The following is a 25,934-nucleotide window of genomic DNA, read 5'->3' as shown; positions in this document are numbered from 1 at the left end:
AGCAGCAATAAATGAACAGGAGTCCGGGATGTCGAAGCAAAACCGCATTGCACTTGTTACCGGTGCGTCATCAGGGATAGGCGAGGCCACCGCTGAGCGGTTCGCGGCACTCGGCTATCGCGTTTACGGAACAAGCAGGCGTGGCAAGCAGGCCAGCCAGGGGGCGTTCCCTTTCTTGCGCATGGATGTCACGGATGACGAGTCAGTGAAAAACGCCATTGATGAAGTGCTCCGCCAGGAAGGCCGCATCGACGTACTGGTCAATAACGCGGGATTTGGCCTCGGACCGGCAGCGGCGGAGGAAAGCTCCCTTGATCAGGTAAGAATGCTGTATGAGACGAACGTCTTCGGGCTCATCAGAGTGACCAATGCAGTACTTCCGACGATGCGCAAGCAAGGCAGCGGTCGTATATTGAATGTTGGCTCGGGACTGGGGATTATTCCCGCTCCCTACAATGCGCATTACTCCGCAACCAAGCATGCCATCGAGGGTTACTCCGAATCTCTTGATCACGAGGTTCGTGAATTCGGAGTACGTGTGCTGGTTATCGAACCCGGCGTGACACGGACCTCCTTCGACACGAGCGTTACCCCACCCGACCGCCCCCACCCGGCCTACGACCGCAGCCGTCAACGATACCTTGTCGCCTACAACACCGCGATGGCTGCAGCCGATAGCGCGGAGAGCGTGGCAGAAACCATCATCCAGGCTGCTGGGGCAGGGTCTCCATCGCTCCGCTATCCCTCTGGGAAAGTGGCACGTCAGGGCGCTTTTGCAAGGCGATTCTTGCCTCGGGCTTTCCTGGACAAAATTCTTCACAAGCAATTTGGTCTGGGGTGATTCACCGCCCACGCTGGATCCATCGCGACCGAAACAGTGCTGTGGTCTGCCCTTCACATCCTCATTGCACACGGATGCTCCACGTACAAGGCTTATCACCATGGTGTTGAGAAATCGTAACGGAGCACGGCCGGGTCCAAGCGAACCAGGACATCCGGACGTGCTGAAATCAGGGCGGACTGCCGTCGCTGCAGGCCAGTCTCGGAGCGCAACGCAACTCGTGAAGAACCCGGATACCGCTGCAACCGACAAGTTCGCAACGATGAATGCGTTTGAGATGCGGGCCCTTTTGATGATTCTCTAGGCCTGCTGCTCGCTCGGGCGCCGAGTCCCCTCAACAGAAAAAAGAAGGAAGTATGAAAGCACTCATTCTGAAGCGTTATGGCAGCCTGCAAAATGTAATGTTCGAGGACATCTCCAAACCTGTCATTGCTCCCGATGAAATTCTCGTCGAGATCCATGCGGCAGGATTGAATCCAATCGACTACATGATCCCCAAGGGCATATTCAAGCCTATCCTGAAGTTCAACATGCCGGCAACGCTGGGAAGTGACCTGGCCGGCGTTGTCGTCGAGGTCGGCAGCAAGGTAACGCGCTTCAAAGCGGGCGACAAAGTCTTTGCGAGCATTTTCGATCTGGGCAAAGGCAGTCTGGCCGAATACGCCGCCGTGCCTGAGTTTGCAGCCGCCCTGAAGCCCGACAACTTGAGTTTTGCCGAGGCAGCCTCGGTTCCGATGGTGGGACTGACTTCGTGGCAGGCCCTGGTCGTACGTGCGCAGACCCGAGCAGGCCACAAGGTTTTCATACCAGCCGGCTCGGGGGGCATTGGAACCTTTGCCATTCAGCTCGCCCAGCGACTGGGGGCCACTGTCGGCACGACCACGAGTACGAGCAATATGGAGTGGGTACGTACTCTCGGTGCAGACGAAGTCGTGGACTATAAGAAACAGAATTTCGAGGATGTCATGCAGGGCTATGACACCGTGCTCGGCACCGTTCGAGGCGACGCATTGGAGAAAGCGCTACGCATACTCAAGCCGAAGAGCAAGATCGTTTCATTGATCGGCCCGCCCGATGGAGCATTTGCTTCTCGGAGAGGCATGAATCTACTGATGAGAATCGTCTTCAGCTTGTTGAGCAGAAGAATAATCCGCCTGGCCAAACAACAGGATACGCACTACTCGTTCCTGTTTGTTCAACCGAACGGGGAGCATCTGGCAATCATCGGCTCCATGCTCGAGAGTGGACAGATTCGTCCCGTCATTGACAGGATTTTCTCATTTGAGAATGCAAAGCTTGGACTGGAATATCTGGAAACAGGCCGTGCAAAAGGCAAGGTCGTCATCGAGCTGAAAGATACGACGATCTGAACGCACTGCCTTTCTGCATGGCAGCGTGCCCCCACTGCTACAGGACAGTCTGATTCATGCGCCCGGACAGGTCCGCGGCGCATTCTCTTGGCTCGCCATAGCAATCCGTCAGGGACCTGCCTTTTGACGCAGGGCTTCGCGCACCGCGAGACCGGCATCCCGGATCAGCTTGACCAACTGCTCGTGGCTGGGGGGTACTGCAGACAGTCGATGATCGTCGGTGCTTCACCGCTGTTGCAAATCGTGGTCACGACGAATGCCTGCGTCGACGTTCAGAGCGTGGGCAAGATGATCAAGCCCCCAGCTCCCGGCGCACAATCTCCGCCCCCGCGCACAAGGCATCGAGCTTGCCGGCCGCTACCTCCCTGGGCAGCGGCGCCATCCCGCAATTGGTACAGGGATAGAGCTTGTCCGCCGCCACGAACTGCAATGCCTGGCGCAGGGTGGCCGCGACTTCCTCAGGCGTTTCGATGGTGTGATTGGCCACATCGATGGCTCCCACCATCACCTTCTTGCCGGCAATGAGTTCGATCAGATCCATGGGAACGCGCGCGTTGTGGCATTCCAAAGAGACGATGTCGATGCCCGATGCCTGCAATTTGGGGAAGGTCTCCTCATACTGTCGCCACTGCGAACCCAGTGTCTTCTTCCAGTCCGTGTTGGCCTTGATGCCGTAGCCATAGCAGATGTGCACGGCGGTCTCGCACTTGAGCCCCTCAATGGCCCGCTCCAGCGTGGCCACGCCCCAGTCGTTGACCTCATCGAAGAAGACATTGAAGGCCGGTTCATCGAACTGGATGATGTCCACTCCCGCCGCCTCCAATTCGCGCGCTTCCTGGTTGAGGATCGTGGCGAATTCCCAAGCCAGCTTCTCGCGACTCTTGTAGTGGCTGTCGTAGAGGGTGTCAATCATGGTCATCGGTCCGGGCAGGGCCCACTTGATCGGCTGCCGGGTCTGGCTGCGCAGGAAGCGCGCATCGTCGACGAACACCGGCTTCTGGCGCGAGACCGCACCGACCACCGTCGGCACGCTGGCATCGTAGCGATTGCGGATGCGCACCGTCTCGCGCCTGGCAAAATCCACCCCGTCAAGATGCTCGATGAAGGTGGTCACGAAATGCTGGCGCGTCTGCTCGCCATCACTGACGATATCGATACCCGCCCTTCGCTGTTGCTGCAACGACAGGCGCAACGCATCGCGCTTGGCTTCCAGCAGTTCATCCCCCTGCAGCTTCCAGGGGGACCAGAGGGTCTCGGGCTCGGCAAGCCAGACGGGCTTGGGCAGGCTGCCGGCGGTGGAGGTGGGCAATAGTTTTTTCACGATGGAGAACCTTGTGGGTGGAGAGATCAATGGGTGCAAGCAGACGACCACTGTTCGAGCACGCTGCGATACGGCTTGATGAAGTGCTCCTCGGCAAAGCGTCCCTGCTGGAGCGCCAGACGACTGCGCTCCTGGCGGTCATAGACGATGCGCGTGAGGGAATAGTCCTCATGCTGCAGACTGGGGCGGTAGGTCTTTCCGGCGGCGGAATTGGCGTTGTAGATTTCGGGGCGATAGATCTTCTGGAAGGTCTCCATCGTGCTGATGGTGCCGATCAGCTCCAGATTCGAGTAGTCGCGCAGGAGGTCGCCGCTGAAGTAGAAGGCCAGCGGAGCGGCACTGTCGGGCGGCATGAAGTAGCGGACCTTCAGGCCCATCTTGGCGAAGTAGGCATCGGTCAGTGAGCTTTCGTTCTGGAGATACTCCACGCCCAGTACCGGATGCACATTTTCGGTACGGTGATAGGTCTTGCTGCTGGCCACGCTCAGGCAGATCACGGGCGGCTTGCTGAAGTGCGCCCGGTAGGCCTCCGATTGGACGAATTGTTTGAACAGCCTGCCATGCAGTTCGCCGAAATTCTCCGGCACGCTGAAGCTTGGCTGCTGCTTCGTGTGCTCCAGCAAGACGACGCTGAAATCGTAGTCGCGCACGTAAGAAGAAAAATTGTTGCCAACGATCCCTTCGATGCGTTCACCGGTCCGGTGATCGAGGATGTTGGTCTTGAGCACCTCGATCAATGGCAGTGCCTGGCCGGTATCCTGTCCTGCCAGGCCCATTTCCACCGAGATGATCTCCAATGCCACGGCATAACGGTCGGCCTTGGGATTATCCCAGTGGGCCAGTGCATTGAAACGGTTGTTGATCATGCGGAAGGTGTTGCGCAGGTTCTCCTGACGCTGCGCGCCCCTGGCCAGGTTGGCGAAGTTGGTGGTGATGCGCGTGTTGTCGGCGGGATGATAATCCTCGTCGAAACAAATGCTCTTGATGGCAAATGCGAAGTCCTTGCTCATGATGTTTCTGCGCCCCTGTGCTGAAGTCGTGTCTGCCGACAGCGCGGCGGACTCGATGCGGTCAATGTACCGGGCGAATTCTATGCTGCCCAATCCATGAATAAAAATGATTTGATCTCATTGACCAATGAGATTGGCTCATACATTTCCATTCCCGGCCCGGGGCGCGGGCGAAAAAAAGCCCCGCTCCTCGCGGAGCAGGGCAAACGCCTTCTCGGGGGGATGAGAAGGCGGGACAGCGTTCCGGCGCGGAGGATGCGCCGGAGCAGTTGCGTTCTATTGCACGTGAGCCGGGGGCAGCTTGCCGAAAAAGTCGGCCATGTTGCCCTCGGTCCAATCCTTCACCAATTCGCCATCGCACCAGACGCGATAGGCATACAGCCGATGTTCGTCAGGCCCGCCCGAGGCGCGGCTTTCGATCAGATAGGTGGTACCCCCGATTCGGATTTTCATCTCATGAGAAATCGAGGAGGGCTGCTCTTGCACCCCCATGGCTTCTCCCGTTTCTTCCACAGCGTTGCCCTCCCTTCCCCGCTCCAACCAGCCTGCCGGCCCCCAAGGCTTGACGCAGGTCAGCTTCCGGACAAAACGCGGGCGCTTGTCCGACATCTTTTCGCAATGCGCACTACAATGCCCGCTTGGCAAGGACATCCCTGCAAGATGGCGCACATCCACGCATTCCCGCAGAGCGAGAATCCGGTAATGACAAGGAACACGTAAGCTCCCCTGACTACAGTATGAAGCTTTGTTTATTTCATATTTTGCCCACAGCATATGCTCCGGAAAGTGAAAGATATTAAAGAATCTACGATTCGTTGCATTTCTGCCATGCGAAAAATATTAAATATGTGAAATATACAAATTCACTCACCGCACAGCTATACTTTTACAAGGATCAATCAAATGGGTCGTGCAGTACCATCTGATGACAACGAGATGCCCCCCGGGGACCCGGCGATGACTTCGCGAGAAGCTGCCAGACTGCTGGGGGTCTCGATCACGACCGCCCAGATGTGGATGGAGAGCGGCATGCTGGCCTCCTGGAAAACGCCGGGCGGCCATCGGCGCACCCGGCTGAGCTCGGTCATGACCTTGCTTGGCCATCGTGAAGTGAAACAACCCGAGCCCACTGCCGGTCACGCTGGGCCACAGATCGAGGTTCCTTATCCGGTCAGCCCGAACGAGCCAGAACGTGCGCGCTTTGTTGAACAGACAATGGAAGACACACATTCCGAGGCCCGCTTTCATCGCCTGACATGGCTCGCCAGCGAACTGCTGGATGTACCCATTGCCCTGGTCACTTTCCTGACCTCGGAGCTGCAGATCTTCCGTGCGGCACATGGCCTGAACATCAGCTCCACGCCGCGCTCGTGGGCCTTCTGCAATTACGCCGTGATGCAGGAGGAAATCTTCACCGTCTCCGATGCCACCAAGGATCCCCGCTTCGTCAATAACCCGATGGTCACGGGCGTACCCTTCATCCGCTTCTATGCCGGCATCCGCCTGATGTACCAGGATCGTGCCTTTGGCTCGCTGTGCGTGATCGACACCGAACCGCGCATCTTGCGCGCCCACGAACGACAGGCACTGGAAGAACTCGCGGCCCTGGCGACCGACATCCTGTCGCTGCAACTGCTGGAATCGAAGCGCCAGTGACTTCTCCACCCTGAGCAGCGTGCAGGCGCTTACGCGCAAGCTCAAGAAGCAGCCGCTGCTCATCGCACCATCCCCAGCCACTCCTCCAGTTCCTCTGCCGGCATCGGTCGCGCAATCGCATAGCCCTGGGCGAAGTCACAGCCCAGGTGATGCAGGATCCTGGCGGTTTGCTCGCTCTCCACACCTTCGGCCACGACGCTGAACCCCAGCTGATGGGCCAGATGGATGATGGAAGGCACGATCACCTGATCGGCCTCGTTTTCGACCAGTCTGCTGATGAAGGAACGATCGATCTTCATGATGTCAGCCGGAATGCTCTTCAGGTAGGACAGATTGCTGAAGCCGCTGCCGAAGTCATCGATGGCCACCTTCACGCCCAGCTCGCGGATGGCCTGCACGCGCTGGCGCACCACTGCAGGATTGCTGGCCATGGCGCTTTCGGTGAATTCGATTTCAATCAGACCCGGCGGGACCGCATGCTGCTTCAGCTGGGCGGCCAGCAGGCGCAGGATGTCGTCGGACTCGAAATCGCGCGCCGAGGTATTGATGGCAATGGGCACCCGATGGCCGCGCGCATGCCAGGCGGCCGCCTGCACCACCGCATGGCGCACGACCCAGGCCGTGATCTGGCGAATTTGCGCCGTCTTCTCGGCCAGCGCGATGAAGATCGCGGGCGAGATGTTGCCCAGGACAGGGTGATGCCAGCGGATCAGTGCTTCCACCCCCACGCAACTGCTGTCGCGCAAGCGCACCTTGGGCTGGTAATGCAGGCTCAGTTCATCGGAAGAGTTGAAGGCCATCGGCAGCGCCGACAGCAACCAGAACGCATTGCGCTGGTTTTCCGCATGTACCGATTCGAACTGGCGCGGACAGACGCCCTCCTCGCGACCCACGTCGATGACGGTCAGCAGCGAGCGTACGACGTCGCTGCCGGCAATGTCATCCACCGCCGGCAGTACGCCGATGGCGATGTCGAGCTGATGCGGAATGCCGTGGATTTCCAGCGCCTGGACGAACTGTTGACGCACGTTGGCGATGTGCTCTTGTCGCTGCGCGGCAGTTCCTTCGTGGAGGAAGACGAAGGTGGTCGTGGTCACACGATAGACCGGCTGGTAGTCCAGCGCTTCGCACAAGGCACGACTGACCTGTACCAGGAAGGACTCGGCATAATCCCAGCCGAGTGCCTTGACCATGTCGAACAGATATTCACGTGAACAGATGTCCACGCCCAGCGCTGCGCACGGCAAGCCGGTATCGCCCTTTACATGCGCCCGTGCGCGCAGCACTTCCATGAGCCGGGCGCGATTGGGCAAACCCGTCACATGGTCGGTATAGCCCCGGTTGCGCAGCTGTTCGAGCCGCTCCATGACCATGCAGGCCAGTTGCTCCAGCCTGGCCATCTCGGCCGGCCCGAAGTGCTCGCGGGGACGCGGATCGATCAGACAGAGCGTACCCAGCGCATGACCTTGCGACGATCTCAGCAGCGCGCCTGCGTAGAAGCGGATGCGCGGTGCAGCAGTCACCAGCGGGTTGTTGCGAAAGCGCCCATCCTGATGCGTATCGAGCACTACCAGGCTGCCGCGCGCCAGAATGGCATGGGCGCAGAAGGACATCGAGCGCGGAGTCTCCTGCGCCGACAGACCAGCACGGGACTTGAACCACTGCCTGTCCTCATCCACCAGCGAGATCAGGGCGATCTCCACGCCAAAGAGCGTGCGCGCCAGTTCGGTGATCTGGTCACAGGACTTGTCGGGCAGCGTATCGAGTACGCAATATCCCTGCAACGCCGCCAGGCGTGCATCTTCATCGTCCGGCAAGGCGGCCGGGGCTGCACAGTAGGCGTGGCCGGTATTTTCAAGAAGCACGAATCAACCCGCCACGAGCGCCGTACGCCCGCTCGGCGCCAGCTTGAAGGTGGAAACCAGGCGCGCCAGGGCACCGGCCTGCGAGGTCAGCGCCTCTGCTGCCGCAGCGGCCTGTTCCACCAGTGCCGAATTCTGCTGGGTCGCTTCATCCATGTGACCGATGGCATCGTTGACCTGCTCGATACCCTCGCTCTGTTCGCGGCTGGACAGACTGATCTCGGCGATCACCTCAGTCACCTTGCGCACGCTGGCGACGATCTCTTCCATGGTCCGGCCGGCATCCTTGACCTGGTCGCTGCCACTATCGACCTTGGCCACCGAGGCGCCGATCAGTTCCTTGATTTCCTTGGCCGCCGAGGCGCTGCGCTGGGCCAGGGTACGCACCTCCGAGGCCACCACCGCAAAGCCGCGTCCGCCCTCGCCCGCCCGAGCCGCCTCGACGGCGGCATTGAGCGCCAGGATGTTGGTCTGGAAAGCGATGCCATCAATCACGCTGATGATATCCACGATCTTGACCGAGGATTGATGGATGTCTTCCATCGTCGCCACGACATTGCCCATCATGTCGCCGCCCCTGACCGCGATATCCGAGGCCGAGGCCGCCAGTTCATTGGCCTGTACCGCGTTGGCCGCACTCTGTCGCACGGCCGAGGTGATCTGCTCCATGGCGCTGGCGGTTTCCTCCAGCGAGCTGGCCTGACGTTCCGTGCGGCCGGAGAGGTCCGTGTTGCCCGAGGCGATTTCAGTGGCCGCACGTTCGATCGCATCGGTTCCCTGACGTACCTGGCCGACGATGGCAGCCAGGCTGTCGCGCATTATGCCCAGCGCATGCAGCAGGCTGCTCCGGTCGTTGGTTCGGGTGACGACCTCCACGGCCAGGTCGCCATGCGCAATGCGTTGCGCGATGGCCATCGCATAGGCCGGTTCACCGCCGAGCTGACGCAACAGTCCGCGGGTGATGGTGAAGGCCACCCCCACCGCAATCAGGATCGCCACCGCCGCCAGCATGGCGATGAAACGCAGAGCGTCGGTCGCCGAGCGCTCGACCTGCGCGCCTGCTGCCGTACTTTGTGCATCGATCTGCTCGATGAGCAGGTTGATGTCACCCACGATCTTGCGCCGCAAGGGACTGCAATCATTGACCAGGAAATCGCGATACGCCTCCATCGCCCCGCTCTCGCGATATTGACGCGGACGCTTGAGTTCATCAGCCATCTGCAGCAAGCCGGTGCGCACGATGGCGAACTGCGGGAGGCCGGCCAGGCGCGGTTCCAGCTTCTGCAACAGCTTGAGATAGAGCGCCTTCTGCTGGTCGAGGATCTTCAGTTCGGATTGCGCATCGGCGTCGCTCAGGAAGACGTACGCATTGCGTGCGGCCAGACCGGTCTGATCCAGCGCTTCGCGCGCCTCGTAGAGCGGTTTCAGACTTTCGTTCTGTTCTTCATTGGCACGCGCGATCGAGGCGCGCAAGGCATTGATCCCCACCATGGCCACCCCGACCAGTACGAGCATCATCACCAGCAGACTGGCGAACCCCAAGCTCAGCTTCACGCCGATCTTCATGTTTGACAAGGCCTTCATTCACTTTCCCGGATCACGTTTGCGATAAAAATATGAAAAATATGCAAATAATCACGAAACATCGCGATGTTTTATTCGCATATTTCATAATTTTTGCAGTATTTACTCACACAAAGGTCTTACCAGCAAATGAAACTTGCGGACGTGTCTCGTTTCCATCACGTTATGACATGCTGATGACGCCAATGCGAGTAGTTGGCAGATCGCTGGCGCTCGAGCATCTGTGGCATCAGCGCAGAAGGGCCAGGTGGGGGAAAACAGAAAGGCTGGACGGCAGCGGGCATCCGTGGAGAGCGAACCGCTCAGCAATGCAGAAAAAAAGCGACCGGCCAAGCGATCGCTTACATGGGGAGAAGAATGTCAGCGCGTCACGTAGTGAGCACCACCTTGCGACAATTCTCGCGCTTCTCGTTGAAGATCCGATAGCCTTCGGCCGCTTGGTCCAGGGGCAGGCGATGCGTGATAATGGCGCGCCGATTCGACAAGGACCATGCCGAGACGGCCCCAACGCAGCGCGTCAGCTACGCTGAGGTGTGGCAGCCGACCGGTTCTCGATCCAGGGCTGGACCTGGCCGGCCGCCAGCGGTACCGAGAACAGGTAGCCCTGGCCATAGAGCGCACCGAGCTCGCGCAGGCTCTGCAGATGCGCGGATGTTTCCACGCCCTCCACCACGCAGGTCAGCTGCATGTCATGCGTGAGCGCCAGCAATGACTTCACGATCTTGTGGCTGACCTCGTTGTGTTCGATGTCGGCGACGAAACTCTTGTCGATCTTGATACGCGTCAGCGGCAAGGCATGCAGGTGGCTCAGGCTGGCATAACCGGTTCCGAAGTCATCGAGCGTGATACCGCAGCCGAGCTTGCGCACGGCACTGAGCAGCTGGCGTGATTTCTCCAGATCCTGCAACACGGCCGTCTCGGTGATTTCCAGATCCAGCCGCGCAGGACAAAACCCCGAGCTGGCGATCACCTGCACGATCTGTTCCATGCCTTCGCTGGTGTTGATGTCGTTGGCCGAGAGATTGAACGACAGGCGGATCGCGGACGGCCAGGTGACTGCGGCCTGCAGGGCTTTCTTCAGCAGGATCACGCTCAACGGGTTGATGATGCCCATGCGCTCGGCAGCGGGAATGAATTCGACCGGCGCCACCACGCCCTTGACCGCGCTGTGCCAGCGCGCCAGGGCTTCGAAGGCGATCGGTCGGCCATCCTCCAGACTTACGATGGGCTGGAAGAATACCGACAGTTCGCGATCAAAGTCGGCCAGCCGCAAGGCCTGCTCGATGTTGGCATTGCGCTGGATCTGCGCCTTGTCCTTCTCCGAAAAGAGCGTGACGGTACCGCGCCGTTCGCGCTTGCCCTGATACAGCGCATAGTCGGCATGTTCATAGAGCGAACTGGCATCAACCGCCATGTCGGGGAAGGTGGCCACGCCCACCGAGGCAGCGATTTGCACCGTCGCCTTGTAGAGCACGAAGGGGCGGCGCAGCGCAGCGCAGATGCGATCCCCGAAACCGGTCAGGGCCTCATCGCTTAGGCCGGCGTCGATGATGATGGCAAACTCGTCGCCACCCAGGCGCGCCAGGTGGAAGCGCTCGTCCAGGCACACTGCTGTCAGACGCTGGCCCACTTCCACCAGCAGCTGGTCACCGTGGGTATGACCATACAGATCATTGACGGCCTTGAAACCATCGAGGTCAAGAATGGCGACGGCAAAGCGCTGCCCGTTGGCGGTGGCACGCGTACATATCTCGTTGAGCTGGGCGAAGAACTTGCGGCGATTGGGAATCTGCGTGAGCGAATCGAGGTTGGCCAGACGCAGGTTCTCATTGCCCAGGAGCGCCGTCCTGACCTGCGCATCAATGAGCCGGGTGAAATCGTTGTAATGGCTGTTGACGATGGCCAGCATGCCGATGGTCACCAGTACCACGTTCATGGCCGCGGCCACGAAGGTCGGAATATGCGTGCCGAGGAAGAAGACCGTGAAGATGCCATTGACGATCAACGCAACCGACAGTGCCGCCGAGCGCAGATACATCAGGCAGAAGATGCAGCAGATGACGGTGATGCCCATGTAGAACGCCACATGGGCCTGGGCATAACTGTCGCCATAAGGAAACATCAGCACCGACCACAGCGAGAAACTGAGCGCAATGGGTGCTGCCAGGAAATTGGTACGCTTGAGCGCCCTGGCAGCCATGCCGGGGGTCGGGTCCACGTGGCGCCCGCGCCACCAGAAACTCAAGCGCGTCACGCACAGGACCGTCAGCGCGGCCGGGAAATACAGCGTCAGCCAGTGCGGGGCCAGCGGGTAGTAGGTATGCGCCAGCGCCCAGCTGTTGATCAGCAGGATCAGATACATCATCGGCATCTTGCCGGAGAACGCGCGGTACTGCGCAATCAGCAGCTCGGGCTGATCATAATGGACACGCCAGTAGGCGCGCACCATGTTCATCAATGAGGAAGCAGACATCCTTTGCTCTATGCCTTTTCAACTTGTACGCCGCGACCAGGGCGTCATGAGGGCCGGGCATCAGCCAAGCAACCATTTGTCATCCGGGCATTGATTATAGGGGCGCCGGGGCTGCTGCAAACTCAGGAAAAGCCCGATGTAAACCCGCTTTCCGGGTAATGGCGCGACGCTGCGTATCCAGCATTGAGCAATGGCAACTTTCCCTGCGGCATGCAGCTGCTGACCAAGCCGTTCAAGATGGATACGCTGGCGCGGCGCGTCCAGCAGATCCTGCAGAGCAGCACCATGTACGATTGAAAAAACAATAAATAATATAAATTATATAAACAATATAGAAGATCTGAACATCTATTCGGCTGCCATCGGCGCAGCCTGTTCGAAGGCGCCCAGGCGCCATGACACGGTATGGGCTGCCGCCCGCAGCAGCTGTGCCACCTCACCCTCGATGGCCGTATCAAAGCTGCCGCTGCTGCCCATGACGGCCATCACCAGCGCCAGTTGTCCGGCGTGATTGAATACCGGCGCAGCCAGGGTATGGATCCCCGGCACCGGTCGCCCCAGCGCCTGGTCCATGGCCTGCAGGCGGATCTGGCGCAGCCGTTCGGCGTAGTCGTGGCGCAGGTTGCCATCGGCATGGCAGACGCTGTCGGGATGGGCGCCTTCCATGCGGATCGCATCCATGGCCAGCGCACCGGCCAGCATGTCTGATGGCAGGTGTGCGGCACACACACGTCCAATGGCGGTATGTACCATCGACAGCACCGTACCGATGCGCAGGCTTACGTGCTGCGGTCGCGAAGATTCCTCCAACCGCACTACCGTCGGGCCCAGCGGCCCGACCACGGCCAGCGCCACCGAAAGGCCCGTGGCCTGGGCCAGCGGAGCCACCTCGGCCTCAGCCTCACGCAGGGGCGAGAGTCGCTGCAGGGCCGCCAGCCCCAGTTCCAGCGAAAGCGTACCGGGGAAGAAACTACCCTGGGCATCGCGCGCCAGCAAACCGATCTTCTGCAGACTCACCAGGTGCGGAAAGGCCTTGGCTGCCGGCATCCCGGCCAGTCTGGCCAGGTCGCCCAGCGGGAGCGGCCGTCCGGCTTCCAGCAAGGCATCGAGCAGGGCGCCGGTGCTGTCGAGCGACTGGATACCGCGCTGACTGCGCTCACCTTCCTGATCGCCCTCCACCGTGGTCAAGGCGTGCGGCGTACTCTTCATGGGACAAACTCCCCTTCCTCGTCGGTCTGTTCTGCAGCCGCCAGCGTGGCCGCGATGGCCTCGATGCAGCTGCGCAACTGGCGCGCCACCACGCCGCGCCAGCCGGTATCGATGACACCACTGGGCCCGATCACGGTCACCAGCAGCAGCAACTGCTGCCGTGCATCCAGCAAGGGCATGCACAGACTGCTCACGCCCGGACTGGGCAGGTCGACCGCGCGCTCCATGCCGCGCTTGCGGATGGCATCGAGTTCTTGCTGGACATGCTTGAGCCGGCCCTTCGGCTGGGCGGGATGCTGCGCCTCCCACAGAGCCTGCCAGTCGGCATGTGGGGTAAAGGCGCAGTAGGTGCGTCCGGTGGCGGTTTCCGAGAGGGCCATGACGGTGCCCACATGCAGGTTCACGTGCAGTGGCTTGCCGGCATGGGCGTAATGCACGATGGTCGGGCCGGCCGGCGTGGGCAGGGTGACCGCCACGCTCAGGGCGGTCTCCTGGCTCAGTTGACGGACCTGCGGCAAGGCCTGGCGATAGGCCGGTTCCCGGGCCAGCCGCGCCATGCCCAAACGCAGGGCCAGCGGGCCGGATTCATAGTAGCCCTCGCCGGGGGTGCGTTTGATCAGGCCCAGCCTGAGCAGACTCACCAGGTAGGTATGGGCTTGCGCCGAGGACAATTCGGCCGCAGCCGCCAGCGCCACCAGCGGCAATGGCTGGCGCGCCTGGGCCAGCGCCTGCAACAGGCGCCCGGCCACTTCCACGCTCTGGATGCCGCGTTGTGTCTTGACGGGGGATGCGCTCATCCGATGATTCCAAGGTTTCTGATGACGGGCAATGGCAGCGGCAAGCATTGCTGCGCGTCCGGCTGCCCTGCGATACGAGACCCTGGATTCTAATCCAACTCCCGTCCGGCAAGACATCCTCCACGTCATGGTGCAGAAAACGTCAATTAACCTCTGACAAGCGTATTTGCTATTGACTAATCAAAACGCGCTGACTAAGATGCGATCAACCTGCTTGTCGCAGGCAACAACAACAAGATTTGACCCGCATTGATCCAAGACGGGTTGGACGGAGACTCCCCCGATGGCACACGCCATGTCCAGCCGCGTCCCCACCCAACGAACCAGAACGAGGCAGACATGGCCAAGGCTTTTGCATCCCAGGCGGATCTCGACGCCAAGAAGATCACCTTTGAACGCATCTCGGAAAACGCCTACGCGTACACCGCCGAGGGCGATCCCAACTCCGGCGTCATCATCGGCGACGACAGCGTGATGGTCATCGACACCACCGCCACCCCGGCCATGGCGCAGGACCTGATCGCGCGCATCCGCAGCGTGACCGACCTGCCCATCAAGTACGTGGTGCTGACGCACTACCACGCCGTGCGCGTGCTGGGCGCCTCGGCCTATTTCAAGGAAGGCGGCGAGCAGGTCATCGCCAGTCGCGGTACCTACGAGATGATCGTCGAGCGTGGCGAGGCCGACATGAAGTCCGAGATCGAGCGCTTCCCGCGCCTGTTCGCCGGGGTGGAAACGGTGCCCGGCCTGACCTGGCCGACCATGGTCTTCGAGAAGGAAATGACGATCTTCATGGGTCAGCTGGAAGTGAAGATCGCCCATCTCGGCCCTGGTCACACCAAGGGCGATACGGTGGTGTGGATCCCCGGTCAGAAGGTGCTGTTCTCGGGCGATCTGGTGGAATACGACGCCGCCTGCTACTGCGGCGATGCCCAGCTGGAACCCTGGCCGGCCACGCTCGATGCCCTGGCGGCCCTGCAACCGGAAGCCCTGGTCCCCGGCCGCGGGCCGGCGCTGCAAGGGCGCGAGCAGGTCACGCAGGCCATCGCCTATACCAGGGATTTCGTCTCCACCCTGCTGCGCGCGGGGCGCGAAGCCGTGGCCGGCAAGATGGGGCTCAAGGAGGCCATGGCGCACACCCGCAAGTTGATGGATCCCAGGTTCGGCCAGGTCTTCATCTATGAACACTGCCTGCCCTTCGATGTCACGCGGGCCTATGACGAGGCCTCCGGCATCACCCATCCGCGCATCTGGACGGCAGAACGCGACAAGGAAATGTGGGCCGCACTGCAAGCCTGAGCGCACCGCAAGCGCCCGCAGTCAGAAGAGAAAAGAACAGCGAGGAGACCGGCCATGAACCCCAGCCCAGCCATTGATTATCAGCAGCAACGTTTCAGCTACCAGCCCTGCCCGGAGCAAACCAGACCCGCCGGCGCCGCCGTGCATCCGGTGGTCGTCGTCGGCGCCGGCCCGGTCGGGCTGGTGACCGCCATCGACCTCGCCCGGCAGGGCATTCGCGTCGTGCTGGTCGATGACGACGATACGCTCTCCACCGGCTCGCGGGCGATCTGCTTTGCCAAGCGCACGCTGGACATCTTCGACCGCATCGGTTGCGGCCAGCGCATGATGGACAAGGGCGTGGGGTGGCATCGCGGCAAGGTGTTCCTGCGCGAGGAGGCCATCTACGAATTCGACCTGCAGCCCGAAAGTGGCCACGCGCGGCCGGCCTTCATCAACCTGCAGCAGTACTACGTGGAAGGCTACCTGCTGGAACAGGCGCGCAGCCATGACCTCATCGAGCTGCGCTGGAAGAGCCGGGTCAGCGCCATCGCGCATCACGCCGACCACGAAGTGCTGACGGTAGAAACCCCGGAGGACAGCTACCAGCTCAAGGCGCGCTACGTGGTGGCAGCCGATGGCTCGCGCAGCCCCTTGCGCCGGATGATGGGACTGGAAAGTGTGGGCCACACCTTCCGCGACCGCTTCCTCATCGCCGACGTCAAGATGGAAGCGCCCTTCCCGGCGGAACGCTGGTTCTGGTTCGATCCGCCCTTCCATCCCAACCAGTCGGTGCTGCTGCATCGCCAGCCCGATGATGTCTGGCGCATCGATTTCCAGCTCGGCTGGGACGCCGATCCGGTCCTGGAGAGAACGCCCGAACGCGTGATCCCGCGCGTACAGGCGCTGCTGGGCAAGCAGGCGCAATTCACCCTGGAATGGGTGAGCGTCTATACCTTTTCCTGTGTGCGCATGGACAGCTTCCGTCATGGCCGCGTCCTGTTCGTGGGCGACGCCGCGCACTGCGTCTCGCCCTTCGGTGCGCGCGGTGCCAACAGCGGCGTGCAGGATGCCGAGAACCTGGCCTGGAAGCTGGCCTTCGTCCTGCAGGGCAAGGCGCCCGAAAGCCTGCTGGACAGCTACGCCAGCGAGCGCCAATACGCCGCTGACGAGAACCTGCTCAACTCCACCCGCTCCACCGACTTCATCACGCCCAAGAGCGCCGTCAGCCGCCGCTTCCGCGATGCCGTGCTGGGGCTGGCGCGTGAGCATGTATTCGCACGCAGACTGGTCAACAGTGGCCGCCTGTCACTGCCCGCCACCCTGCACGACTCCTCCTTGAGCACCCGCGACAGTGCCCCTTTCCAGGGTGCCATGCAGGCCGGGGCCCCCTGTACCGATGCCCCTGTCTCGATGGACACCATGCCGGGCTGGCTGCTACCCCATCTGGGCGACCAGTTCGTGGCCATGATCTTCGCCCCGGCAGCCGCCCTGCCCGCCGTCCTGCTGCCGGCACTGGCCCGACTGAGCGACAACGGGGTGCCGCTACGCCTGCTGTTTGTCAGCGGCGTCGCGACCACCGCCGCCGACCGTGCCGTGCTGGCAACCCTGGGCCCCGACGCCGTCCAGGTGGAGGACATCGAGGGCCTGGTGGCACAACGCTATGACGGCCAGCCGCACACCTGCTATCTGATCCGTCCGGACCAGCACGTCTGCGCCCGCTGGCGCGGGATAGACGCGTCGGCGCTGGAACACGCCCTGCAGCGCGCCACCGGCCACAGCCACGACACCCTGTCCACGGCCGAACTGGATGCCGCCTGAACCCATCGCAAAACCACCCGCCCCTTCAACAAGGAGACACCATGAGCCTCAACACCGCGCCCAATCTGACGCACCCCGATGACTTCTACGAAGCCCTCATCGAAATCCATCGCGGCCTGGACGATGCCGCCAGCCAGGACCTCAATGCCCGCCTGATCCTGCTGCTGGCCAACCACATCGGCGGCCACGACGTGCTGATCGAGGCCATGCAGCGCGCCCGCGCCGGCCTGGCCCCGGCAGCCTCGGCGACGCTGGCCGAAGCGGCCTGAGTCATATCCATCCTTCCTCGACATCCACAAGAGCGCCGCCACAGGCGCCTATCCAACGGAGACATTCATGATGACCCCATCCCAGGGCGCCGGCACGCTGGCCGCCCCTTCCGCGCTCGATCTGGGCGTGGCGGCCGAAGACGCGATTTATCGCAAGGTCTGGCTGCGCATCATTCCCTTTCTCTTCATCTGTTACGTAGTGTCCTTCCTGGACCGTATCAACATCGGCTTCGCCCAGTTGCAGATGAAGCAGGATCTCGGCTTCAGCGACGCCATGTATGGTCTGGGCGCGGCCGTGTTCTATGTCGGCTACGTCCTGTGCGAAGTGCCCAGCAACATGCTGCTGGCACGTTTTGGCGCACGCCGCACCTTTTCCCGCATCATGGTGCTGTGGGGGCTGGCATCGGTGGGCATGATGGCGGTCAACGATGCCACGCACTTCTACATCCTGCGCTTCCTGCTGGGCGTATTCGAAGCCGGTTTCTTCCCCGGCATCGTGCTCTATCTCAGCTACTGGTTTCCGGCGCAGCGCCGCGCGGCGGTGATGGCGATCTTCTTTGCCGGGGTGGCGGTGGCGGGGGTATTGGGCGGACTGGTCTCGGGCTGGATCATGCGTGACATGGCTGGCGTGATGGGTCTGTATGGCTGGCAGTGGATGTTTGCCATCGAAGGTGCACCAGCGGTGGTGCTGGGCCTGCTGGTGATTTTCCTGCTACCCGACGGACCGGCACAGGCCAGGTGGCTGACCCCGCAAGAAGCCGGTTTCCTGCAGACCCGCCAAAACCAGGAAGCGCTGCGTACCCATCATGTGAGACCGCATTCGCTGATGGCGCTCAGGCAGGCGCTGTCGCATCCTCAGACCTACCTGTTCGCCTTCATCTACTTTGCGCTGACCTGCGGCTCGCTCACGCTGAACTTCTGGATGCCACTGATGATTCGCGACTTCGGCATCAAGGATGTGGTCGAGGTCTCGCTCTATACGGTCATCCCCAACGCCATCGGCGCCATCGGCCTGATCCTGATCGCGCGCCGCTCGGACCGCCGCAACGAGCGTCACGGCCACTTCCTGGTGTGCACCACCGGCGGTGCGCTGGCGCTGGCCGCGCTGACCCTGCATCCTTCCAGCTTTGCGGTCTCGCTGGGACTGCTGTCGATGGCGGCGGTGCTGATCTTTGCGGCCCTGCCGATCTTCTGGTCGCTGCCGCCCGGACTGCTCCCGAGCCAGACCATCGCACCGGGCATCGCCTTCATCTCCAGCGTGGGCATCACCAGCGGCATCGTCAGCCCCTGGCTGATCGGTCTGGTCAAGACGCGCACCGGCAATATCGATATCGCGCTGTATATCCTGGCGGGATTGCTGTTGCTCAGTGGCTTGACGATGTGGACGATGATTCCACGCAGAGCGACGCAGGAAGGGCCGCAGCATCGCGCCTGAAACGATCCGGCGGTCCGGGGAGAAAAGCCGTCCTGCGAGAGCAGGGCGGCTTTTTTACTATCGACATGCGAGACGAATCGGATCGCGTACGGTTCGCGTCAGCCGGGATGACAGTCCGTGCGTTAAGCGTCCACCCGGTCGCGTCAGGCAGTCAAGCAAATGTCGGCATCCGGGAAGGTGGTCAAGAAACTGTCAGAATTCCTTGCTACAGTGGCGCCGCCGGTCCCGGGGGGCGACTGATCCATCAGGCATGGGATCGCGCACGACCGGATTGAAGCCGTTGACCACGTCTTGCCCAGCCACGAACGCTACCACCGCGACCAACACCAACACCGCCATCCAGCCTCGCCGCCATGACAATGAAGACCACCTCGCCGCAACTGACGGCCTATGAAGAAGTCAAGCCTGGCTTCGGCTGGATCGATGCGCTGGTGCTGGCGGTGCTGTTCGGCCTGCTGTGGAGCGCGCTGCACTTCGGCCGTGGCATGCTGGTGCACTTCGACCCGTCCGACCAGCTGGAGGTCGACAGCTCGCCCGCCATGATCCCCTATTACGCCGGCCGCACCCTGCTGCGCATGTGGATCGCCTTTGCTTTCTCGCTCTTCTTCGCCATCGGCACCGGCTACCTGGCCGCCAAGAGCCGCCGTGCGCGCGCCCTCATCCTGCCTGCGCTGGACATCCTGCAATCGGTGCCGGTGCTGGGTTTCCTCTCGGCCACCGTGGCCGGTTTCATGGCGCTGTTCCCGGGTAGCCTGATGGGCGTGGAATGCGCGGCCATCTTCGCCATCTTCACCGGCCAGGTGTGGAACATGGCCTTCGGCTTCTATCACTCCATGGTCACCATCCCGACCGACATGCAGGAAGCCGCTACCACCTATCGCCTGACCGCCTGGCAGCGCTTTCGCACCGTGGAGCTGCCGGCATCGGCACACAGCCTGATCTGGAACTCGATGATGTCCTTCGGCGGCGGCTGGTTCTTCGTGGCGCAGAGCGAAGCCATCAGCGTCATGAACAAGGACCTGAAGCTGCCCGGCCTGGGTTCCTACATGGCGCAGTCCATCGCCCAGGGCGACCATACGGCAGCACTGTGGGCGGTCATCGCCATGCTGGCGCTGATCCTGGTGAGCGACCAGCTGGTGTGGCGGCCACTGCTGGCCTGGGCCGACAAGTTCAAGATCGAACTGACCGAATCGAGCTCGCCGCCGACCTCTTGGGTGTATGACCTGCTGCGCGGTTCCTACGTCTTTACCTGGCTCGATGAGAAATGCTGGCAGCCGCTGGGTGACTGGCTGGCGCGTCATCGTCCCGCCATCTCGGCAGCGCTCACGCCGGCGCGCATCACCCGCCAACGCTGGACCAAACGCGTGTTGACCGGCGCGATCTGCGGCCTGCTGATCTTCGAAGCCCTGCGCGGACTGGTCGCGGCCATCGATGCGCTGCACGGCGCGATGAGCTGGAGTCTGTTCGGTCACATCGTCTGGCTGGGCTTCCTGACCATGCTGCGGGTGCTGGCCATGACCGTCATCGCCACCCTGATCTGGACCCCGGTGGGGGTATGGATAGGCTCCAAGCCGCACATCGCCCGCTTCGCGCAACCGCTGGCGCAGATCGGCGCATCCTTCCCCGTCAACATGACCTTCCCGCTGGTGGTGGGCTGGTTCGTCGCGGCCAACGTCAGCATGAACTGGGGCAGCATCCTGTTGATCGCCATGGGCACGCAGTGGTACATCCTCTTCAACGTGATTGCCGGCGCCATGGCCATTCCCAATGACTTGAAGGAAGCCGCACGCATGTACGGACTGTCACGCTGGAACCTGTGGAAGACGCTGATCCTGCCGGCCATCTTCCCGTTCTGGGTGACCGGTGCATGTACCGCCGCCGGAGGGGCCTGGAACGCCTCCATCGTGGCCGAGCTGGCCAGTTGGGGGGATGTCTCGCTCAAGGCCGATGGCCTGGGCGCCTATATTTCGGCAGTCACCAAGTCCGGTGACACGCCTCTCATCATCGCCAGCATCGGCGTGATGTCGATGTTCGTCGTGCTGATGAACAAGTTTGTCTGGCGTCGCCTGTATGCCTTCGCCGAACGCCGTTTCCGCCTCGATTGATCGTGAGCCAACCCATGACACCCTCGCAACAACGCCCTGCCGTCGCCGAACTGTGCGCGGTCAGCAAATCCTACAATACCGCCGGCGGCCACGAGCTCAAGGTGCTCGACAACATCGACCTGGCCGTCCACGAAGGCGAACTGCTGGCGCTGCTGGGCCAGTCCGGCTCGGGCAAGTCGACCATCCTGCGCTGCCTGACCGGCCTGGTGGAACCCAGCTCGGGCCACACCATGGCCGCCGGCAAACAGCTCAATGGTGTCAATCGTGATGCGTCGGTGGTGTTCCAGACCTTCGCCCTCTATCCCTGGCTGACCGTGGAACAGAACGTGGCCGTAGGCCTGATGTCGCACAATCCGACCCGCGAGGAACGCGACGCGGCGGTCGACCGCGCCATCGAACTGATCGGCCTGGGCAACTACCATAGCGCCTATCCGCGCGAACTCTCGGGCGGCATGCGCCAGCGCGTGGGCATTGCACGGGCGCTGGTCTCCAAGCCCAAGCTCTTGTGCCTGGACGAAGCCTTCAGCGCCCTGGACGTGCTGACCGCCGAAAACCTGCGCCAGGAACTCATCAGCCTGTGGCGCGCACCGGACAGCGGCCTGACCTCCATCTTCATGGTTACCCACAACATCGAGGAAGCGGTGGAAATGGCCACCCGCATCGTCGTGGTGTTCCCGCGTCCGGGTCGCCTGGGTCTGGTGCTGGAGAACCCGCTACCCTATCCGCGCGACTCCAAGAGCCCGGAATTCCAACGTCTGGTCAACATCATCCACGAAGCCATCACCACCCTGACGCTGCCCGACCTGCCGCCGGAAGTGCACGTGCCGGGTGAGCCGATCTCGCGCGGACGCAAGCGCATGGAATCCATCCCGCTGATCCCGGTGGGGCAGATCCTGGGCCTGATGAGCCTGTTGAACGACGAACCGGAGTTGAACAACATCTACGACATCTCCGACGAGATCGGCAAGGAATTCGGCGAGACCATCGCTACCGTGAAGGCCGCAGAGATCCTGGAACTGGTGGACACCCCCAAGCAGGAGGTCTACCTGACCGATCTCGGCCGCCGCTTCGTGGCGGCCGACCGCCAGGGACAGCGCGCCATCTTTGCCGAGCAGGTCTACAAGCTGCGCATCTTCCACATCATCCTGGCGGTGCTGGGCGAGGCCGAGGAGATCGAGGCCGAGCGCGTATTGAAGGACATCGGCAGCGCCCTGCCCTATGACAATCCTGAAAAGACCTTCGAGACCATGATCGCCTGGGGCCGCTATGCCGGTCTCATGGATTACAACGCCAAGAGCGGCATGGTGTTCGTGCCCAAGGACGAGGACGAGGACGACGGCCCCCAAGGCTGAGTGCCGTCCCCCTGCCGCTTCGCTCTCTCGGTATCGGTCTCAGTGCAGGGCCGCCAGCGGCGCGCTCTGCAAGGCCGGTGCCGTCGGGCTTGCGGGTGCGTTGTCGGTCATGGTCGAGGCATCCTGGCGGATCTTGAAGACCGACACCACCTTCAGCAAACCCGAGGCCTGCTGCGACAGCGACTGCGCCGCCGCACTGGCCTGTTCCACCAGCGCTGCATTCTGCTGGGTCACCTGATCCATCTGCACGATGGCGGTATTGATCTGCTCGATGCCGCTGCCCTGCTCCTGGGTGGCAGTGGAAATCTCGTTCATGATCTCGCCGAAGCGCTGCACCGAAGCCACGATGCCGCTCATCTGCTGACCGGCGCTGGCCACCAGTTGCGAGCCCGCCCCCACGTGTGCCATCGATTCACCGATCAGATCCTTGATCTCCTTGGACGCCACGGCGCTGCGTTGTGCCAGCGAGCGCACCTCCGAGGCCACCACCGCAAAGCCGCGCCCCTGCTCGCCGGCGCGGGCCGCTTCCACAGCCGCATTCAAGGCGAGGATATTGGTCTGGAAGGCGATGCCTTCGATCACGCCGATGATGTCGGCCATCTTGCCGGAACTGGCCGAAATCTTGTCCATGGTCGAGACCACGCGATCAAAGGCTTCGCTGCCGCTGGCGGCCGTCTGCGCGGCACCGCCCGAGAGGCGCAAGGCTTCGCTGGCATGGCTGGTGTTCTGGCGCACGGTGGTGGTCAGCTCTTCCATGCTGGCGGCGGTTTCCTCCAGCGAGGCCGCTTGTTCTTCCGTACGTTGCGAGAGGTCGAAATTGCCCTGGGCAATCTGGCCACTGGCCACCGAAATCGTCTCGGCCGCCGACTTGATGCCGTGTGCGATTACGTTCAACTGATAACGCATCTGCTCGATCGACGCCATGAGGCTGGCGCCGTCGCCCTCACGCAGACGCACCGTGGCCGTAAGATCTCCCGAGGCAATCTCGCGCGCGACGGCCTGCGCTTCCGATGGCTCGGCCCCCAACTGGCGCAGGATGCTGCGCGCGATCATCGCCGAGGCGACCACGCCTGCGAGCAAGGCCAGCGCCACCGCGCTGAGCATGATGGAACGAAGCCAGGCATAGGTGCTGCGGGCACTGGCGGCAGCGTCGTCGTTGAGCTGGTCTTCGAATTCGGCCAGTTCGGTCAGCGACTTGATCCAGGCCTGCTGCTTGGGCCGCACTTCGGTGATGAGCACCTTGACGGCATCGGCCGGCTGGTTATCCAGCCCCAATTGCAGCGCCTTGGCCATCAACGGCACGGCGGCCGCCTCGTCGGACCTGATCTGGGCCAGCAACTGTTTCTCGCGCTCGCTGGTGGCCGCTTCGGTGTTGAACATCTTGTCCAGCGCGAGCAAGGCATCGCCATAGATCTTTTCCTGGCGCGCCAGCGTCTGCGCTTCTACGCGCATGCCTTCCTGGTCATCGAGCAGGGCAATGTTGCGAATGGCGATGGCGCGCTGGCTCAGTGCGTTGCGCATGGTGGCAACCAGCCTGGTTTCGGCATTGTTGACAGAGGTGATGTCGCTGAGGGCATCATTGATGCGCGACATGCCCGCCATGCCCAGCAAGGAAATGCCCAACAGAAACACGAGAATCAGGCCGAAGCCCAATGCCAGCCTGGTCACGACTTTCAACTTGCCCATGGTATTGCCCCCTTTTGTGGTATCCCCCGGCCGATGCAGGATGAGGCCGGAGAGAGTTGGACGGAGCTTGCAAGGGTGGACTGCGAAACCTGAACGCTTGAGTGGGGCGAGGAGGATGAAACGGGACGCTGTTGTGCTTGTAATTCGCCCTGGGTGGCAGTCGGCACACCGGCAAGCAAAAGCAGTCTATGCTCCCGCCTGTCGGGACAAAGCGAGAATCAACGAGGATTTAAGGGCTCACTAAAAAGTTACCAATTCAGGTACATTTCAGTCAATAACGAGTTCCGGGGGCCTTGACGTTTTCTGCACCGTGGCTCGCAAATGCAGATCAGGCGGGCGATTGCGCCTTGCGACGCAGGCGGCTGGCGCTCACTGCCGTAGCCAGCGCGGTAGCCAGGACCGCGACCCACAGGGCAAGACGGATCGCCTCGCCATCCTGCGTCGCACTCATCTTGAGCTCACCTTGGGCCACCGCACCGGCGGTGTAGATCGCCAGGATCGTGCCCAGCATGGCCGCGCCCAGGCACTGGCCGAAGGTACGCATGATGGCCAGCACGCCCGAGGCATTGCCACTGCGTTCGCGGGCGACATTGGAAAGCATCTCGCGGTTGTTGGGACTCTGGAAGAAACCGAAGCCCATGCCGCATACCAGTGCGCGCCAGCCAATGTCCCAGGCCTGGGCGTGATCGGGCAGCAAGGCCAGCAAGCCCAGCCCGACCGTAAAGAGCGCCAGGCCCAGGCTCGACAGCAAGGCCGGAGAATGACGGTCGGCCAGCTTGCCTGCATGCGGCGCCACCAGCACGATACCCAGCGGCCACGGGGTGAACAGTGCTGCCGATTCAAAGGCGGTGTATCCATAGCCGTTCTGGAACAGGAAGGGCAAGGCCACGAAAGCGATGCCCTGCCCCACGAAGGACGCCAGCGAGGTCAGTGCGGCCAGCGAGAAACGTGCATTGGCAAAGATGTCCAGCGGCAACAGCGGTTCCGGTACACGGCGCTGGCCGCGCACGAAGGCGGTACCGGCCAGCAGCGCCACCAGGGCGTAGGCTGCCGCCTCCAGCATGGCGTGGGTACCCTGGCCCGGTTCGGCAAAGCGCGCACAGGTATCGGCCGCCATGATGATGGCGCCCATGGCCAGCGCCGACCACAGCGCACCGGCCACGTCGAAGGGCGCCTGCGCCGGCTTGCGTGTTTCCGGAATGGCGCTCCACGACAGCAGCACGGCGAGGATGCCCAGCGGCACGTTGATGAGGAAGATCCATTCCCAGCCCAGCGCAGCCAGCAAGGTGCCGCCCAGTACCGGACCGATGGCGGTACTGGCCGCCACCAGCACGGCATTGAGGCCGAGGATGCGCCCCAGCAGGCGGTTGGGAAAGACGGTGCGATGAATGGCCGGCGCAATGCTCAGCATGGCTGCACCGCCCAGGCCCTGCAACACGCGCATGGCAATGAGCAGGTCCACCGAGTGCGACAATGCACAGCCCAGCGAGGCCAGCGTGAAGACAGCCAGCCCCGCCGTGAACTGGGAGCGGAAGCCCAGTCGCGACGACAAGGCGGCGAAGGCGGCCAGCGTCATGGCCGTAGCCAGCAGGTAGGCATTGGCGACCCATACCGAGGCGGCGGCCGAGGTCTGCAGGGCCTGGCTGATCTGCGGGAGGGCCACGTTGATGATGGTGCCGTCGAAGACGGCCATGGTGGTGGCCGTCATCACGGCCAGCATGGCGCGGCGGCGCTGTACGCCCGGCAGGCCTTCGTCGCCGGGCAGATCGGAAAAGAGTGACATGGAGATCGCTTGGGAAGATCGAATCAGGTCTTCACTATAGCCAGCCGCGAGACAAGGCGGAAGACGCACGGCCTGCATTGGA

At 62.2% G+C, this 25,934-nt stretch carries 20 protein-coding genes; 10 read left to right on the top strand and 10 right to left on the bottom strand.

The window, feature by feature from the left end; genetic code table 11:
- The first annotated feature begins 28 nt into the window (after window positions 1-28).
- Together ACODSZ_RS08280 and ACODSZ_RS08275 are read left to right on the top strand one after the other, a co-directional pair.
- Window positions 29-841, top strand: coding sequence for an oxidoreductase (locus tag ACODSZ_RS08280; protein ID WP_175344257.1), 813 nt, complete (start codon window positions 29-31; stop codon window positions 839-841).
- Between the two features lie 356 nt (window positions 842-1,197).
- A complete protein-coding gene (locus ACODSZ_RS08275; protein ID WP_175344258.1) occupies window positions 1,198-2,211 on the top strand; it encodes an NADP-dependent oxidoreductase in 1,014 nt (337 codons plus the stop codon).
- Between the two features lie 292 nt (window positions 2,212-2,503).
- On the opposite strand, the gene ACODSZ_RS08270 is transcribed toward ACODSZ_RS08275, so the two are convergent.
- The 3 genes from ACODSZ_RS08270 to ACODSZ_RS08260 form a co-directional block, all read right to left on the bottom strand.
- Window positions 2,504-3,532, bottom strand: a complete 1,029-nt coding sequence (locus ACODSZ_RS08270) for a methionine synthase (protein WP_175344259.1) — start codon at window positions 3,530-3,532, stop codon at window positions 2,504-2,506.
- Between the two features lie 26 nt (window positions 3,533-3,558).
- A complete protein-coding gene (locus ACODSZ_RS08265; protein ID WP_488927384.1) occupies window positions 3,559-4,542 on the bottom strand; it encodes a DUF1852 domain-containing protein in 984 nt (327 codons plus the stop codon).
- A 276-nt stretch (window positions 4,543-4,818) separates the two neighbouring features.
- Window positions 4,819-5,151 carry a hypothetical protein gene (locus ACODSZ_RS08260; protein WP_488927383.1) on the bottom strand — a complete coding sequence of 111 codons (333 nt, stop codon included), beginning with the start codon at window positions 5,149-5,151 and terminating at the stop codon, window positions 4,819-4,821.
- Between the two features lie 294 nt (window positions 5,152-5,445).
- On the opposite strand from ACODSZ_RS08260, the gene ACODSZ_RS08255 reads away from it, so the two are divergent.
- Window positions 5,446-6,198: a GAF domain-containing protein gene (locus ACODSZ_RS08255; protein WP_008325383.1), complete on the top strand. Its 753-nt coding sequence runs from the start codon at window positions 5,446-5,448 to the stop codon at window positions 6,196-6,198.
- Between the two features lie 59 nt (window positions 6,199-6,257).
- Here ACODSZ_RS08255 and ACODSZ_RS08250 read toward each other — a convergent pair whose 3' ends face one another.
- Window positions 6,258-8,063 (bottom strand): putative bifunctional diguanylate cyclase/phosphodiesterase, encoded by a 1,806-nt coding sequence (locus ACODSZ_RS08250; RefSeq protein ID WP_175344261.1) that lies wholly within the window; start codon window positions 8,061-8,063, stop codon window positions 6,258-6,260.
- A 3-nt stretch (window positions 8,064-8,066) separates the two neighbouring features.
- Entirely contained in the window at window positions 8,067-9,644 is a 1,578-nt protein-coding gene (locus ACODSZ_RS08245) for a methyl-accepting chemotaxis protein (protein WP_488927382.1), read from the bottom strand.
- A 32-nt stretch (window positions 9,645-9,676) separates the two neighbouring features.
- On the opposite strand from ACODSZ_RS08245, the gene ACODSZ_RS08240 reads away from it, so the two are divergent.
- The gene (locus tag ACODSZ_RS08240) at window positions 9,677-10,174 is read left to right on the top strand and encodes a hypothetical protein (protein WP_488927381.1); all 498 of its coding nucleotides are present in this window, start codon (window positions 9,677-9,679) and stop codon (window positions 10,172-10,174) included.
- Here ACODSZ_RS08240 and ACODSZ_RS08235 read toward each other — a convergent pair.
- From ACODSZ_RS08235 to ACODSZ_RS08225, 3 genes are all read right to left on the bottom strand, one after another.
- Window positions 10,162-12,117, bottom strand: a complete 1,956-nt coding sequence (locus ACODSZ_RS08235; protein WP_488927380.1) for a putative bifunctional diguanylate cyclase/phosphodiesterase — start codon at window positions 12,115-12,117, stop codon at window positions 10,162-10,164. The genes ACODSZ_RS08240 and ACODSZ_RS08235 overlap by 13 nt on opposite strands.
- Window positions 12,118-12,465: 348 nt before the next feature.
- Window positions 12,466-13,326, bottom strand: coding sequence for an IclR family transcriptional regulator (locus ACODSZ_RS08230; protein WP_175344264.1), 861 nt, complete (start codon window positions 13,324-13,326; stop codon window positions 12,466-12,468).
- Window positions 13,323-14,123: an IclR family transcriptional regulator gene (locus tag ACODSZ_RS08225; protein WP_488927379.1), complete on the bottom strand. Its 801-nt coding sequence runs from the start codon at window positions 14,121-14,123 to the stop codon at window positions 13,323-13,325. Before ACODSZ_RS08225 ends, ACODSZ_RS08230 begins: the two co-directional genes overlap by 4 nt.
- Before the next feature lie 339 nt (window positions 14,124-14,462).
- Between ACODSZ_RS08225 and ACODSZ_RS08220 the strand changes: the two genes are divergently transcribed.
- From ACODSZ_RS08220 to ACODSZ_RS08195, 6 genes are all read left to right on the top strand, one after another.
- Window positions 14,463-15,422 (top strand): MBL fold metallo-hydrolase, encoded by a 960-nt coding sequence (locus ACODSZ_RS08220; RefSeq protein WP_008325343.1) that lies wholly within the window; start codon window positions 14,463-14,465, stop codon window positions 15,420-15,422.
- Between the two features lie 54 nt (window positions 15,423-15,476).
- Complete coding sequence (locus ACODSZ_RS08215) at window positions 15,477-17,222, top strand: FAD-dependent oxidoreductase (RefSeq protein ID WP_488927378.1); 1,746 nt, start codon at window positions 15,477-15,479, stop codon at window positions 17,220-17,222.
- A 41-nt stretch (window positions 17,223-17,263) separates the two neighbouring features.
- Window positions 17,264-17,491 carry a DUF2783 domain-containing protein gene (locus tag ACODSZ_RS08210; protein WP_008325340.1) on the top strand — a complete coding sequence of 76 codons (228 nt, stop codon included), beginning with the start codon at window positions 17,264-17,266 and terminating at the stop codon, window positions 17,489-17,491.
- A 67-nt stretch (window positions 17,492-17,558) separates the two neighbouring features.
- Window positions 17,559-18,926, top strand: a complete 1,368-nt coding sequence (locus ACODSZ_RS08205; RefSeq protein WP_008325338.1) for an MFS transporter — start codon at window positions 17,559-17,561, stop codon at window positions 18,924-18,926.
- A gap of 359 nt (window positions 18,927-19,285) precedes the next feature.
- Window positions 19,286-21,031: an ABC transporter permease gene (locus ACODSZ_RS08200; protein ID WP_488927460.1), complete on the top strand. Its 1,746-nt coding sequence runs from the start codon at window positions 19,286-19,288 to the stop codon at window positions 21,029-21,031.
- Window positions 21,032-21,045: 14 nt separating this feature from the next.
- Window positions 21,046-22,383, top strand: a complete 1,338-nt coding sequence (locus tag ACODSZ_RS08195; protein WP_008325332.1) for an ABC transporter ATP-binding protein — start codon at window positions 21,046-21,048, stop codon at window positions 22,381-22,383.
- Between the two features lie 39 nt (window positions 22,384-22,422).
- On the opposite strand, the gene ACODSZ_RS08190 is transcribed toward ACODSZ_RS08195, so the two are convergent.
- Together ACODSZ_RS08190 and ACODSZ_RS08185 are read right to left on the bottom strand one after the other, a co-directional pair.
- Window positions 22,423-24,069 (bottom strand): methyl-accepting chemotaxis protein, encoded by a 1,647-nt coding sequence (locus ACODSZ_RS08190; protein ID WP_008325330.1) that lies wholly within the window; start codon window positions 24,067-24,069, stop codon window positions 22,423-22,425.
- 328 nt (window positions 24,070-24,397) lie between these two features.
- On the bottom strand, window positions 24,398-25,852 hold the full coding sequence (locus ACODSZ_RS08185) for an MFS transporter (RefSeq protein ID WP_175344268.1): 1,455 nt from the start codon (window positions 25,850-25,852) through the stop codon (window positions 24,398-24,400).
- Window positions 25,853-25,934: the final 82 nt, after the last annotated feature.

The organism is Herbaspirillum sp. FG34, from assembly GCF_057809315.1.
This window is presented reverse-complemented; position numbering and strand designations above follow the sequence as displayed.

Bases quoted from the DNA above. Each gene is read 5' to 3' on its own strand.
- ACODSZ_RS08195 (WP_008325332.1), top strand. From the start codon at position 21,046: ATGACACCCTCGCAACAACGCCCTGCCGTCGCCGAACTGTGCGCGGTC.
- ACODSZ_RS08210 (WP_008325340.1), top strand. From the start codon at position 17,264: ATGAGCCTCAACACCGCGCCCAATCTGACGCACCCCGATGACTTCTAC.
- ACODSZ_RS08275 (WP_175344258.1), top strand. From the start codon at position 1,198: ATGAAAGCACTCATTCTGAAGCGTTATGGCAGCCTGCAAAATGTAATG.
- ACODSZ_RS08230 (WP_175344264.1), bottom strand. From the start codon at position 13,326: ATGAAGAGTACGCCGCACGCCTTGACCACGGTGGAGGGCGATCAGGAA.
- ACODSZ_RS08185 (WP_175344268.1), bottom strand. From the start codon at position 25,852: ATGTCACTCTTTTCCGATCTGCCCGGCGACGAAGGCCTGCCGGGCGTA.
- ACODSZ_RS08190 (WP_008325330.1), bottom strand. From the start codon at position 24,069: ATGGGCAAGTTGAAAGTCGTGACCAGGCTGGCATTGGGCTTCGGCCTG.
- ACODSZ_RS08245 (WP_488927382.1), bottom strand. From the start codon at position 9,644: ATGAAGGCCTTGTCAAACATGAAGATCGGCGTGAAGCTGAGCTTGGGG.
- ACODSZ_RS08215 (WP_488927378.1), top strand. From the start codon at position 15,477: ATGAACCCCAGCCCAGCCATTGATTATCAGCAGCAACGTTTCAGCTAC.
- ACODSZ_RS08220 (WP_008325343.1), top strand. From the start codon at position 14,463: ATGGCCAAGGCTTTTGCATCCCAGGCGGATCTCGACGCCAAGAAGATC.
- ACODSZ_RS08225 (WP_488927379.1), bottom strand. From the start codon at position 14,123: ATGAGCGCATCCCCCGTCAAGACACAACGCGGCATCCAGAGCGTGGAA.
- ACODSZ_RS08265 (WP_488927384.1), bottom strand. From the start codon at position 4,542: ATGAGCAAGGACTTCGCATTTGCCATCAAGAGCATTTGTTTCGACGAG.
- ACODSZ_RS08260 (WP_488927383.1), bottom strand. From the start codon at position 5,151: ATGTCGGACAAGCGCCCGCGTTTTGTCCGGAAGCTGACCTGCGTCAAG.
- ACODSZ_RS08280 (WP_175344257.1), top strand. From the start codon at position 29: ATGTCGAAGCAAAACCGCATTGCACTTGTTACCGGTGCGTCATCAGGG.
- ACODSZ_RS08255 (WP_008325383.1), top strand. From the start codon at position 5,446: ATGGGTCGTGCAGTACCATCTGATGACAACGAGATGCCCCCCGGGGAC.
- ACODSZ_RS08200 (WP_488927460.1), top strand. From the start codon at position 19,286: ATGAAGACCACCTCGCCGCAACTGACGGCCTATGAAGAAGTCAAGCCT.
- ACODSZ_RS08240 (WP_488927381.1), top strand. From the start codon at position 9,677: ATGAAAAATATGCAAATAATCACGAAACATCGCGATGTTTTATTCGCA.
- ACODSZ_RS08205 (WP_008325338.1), top strand. From the start codon at position 17,559: ATGATGACCCCATCCCAGGGCGCCGGCACGCTGGCCGCCCCTTCCGCG.
- ACODSZ_RS08235 (WP_488927380.1), bottom strand. From the start codon at position 12,117: ATGTCTGCTTCCTCATTGATGAACATGGTGCGCGCCTACTGGCGTGTC.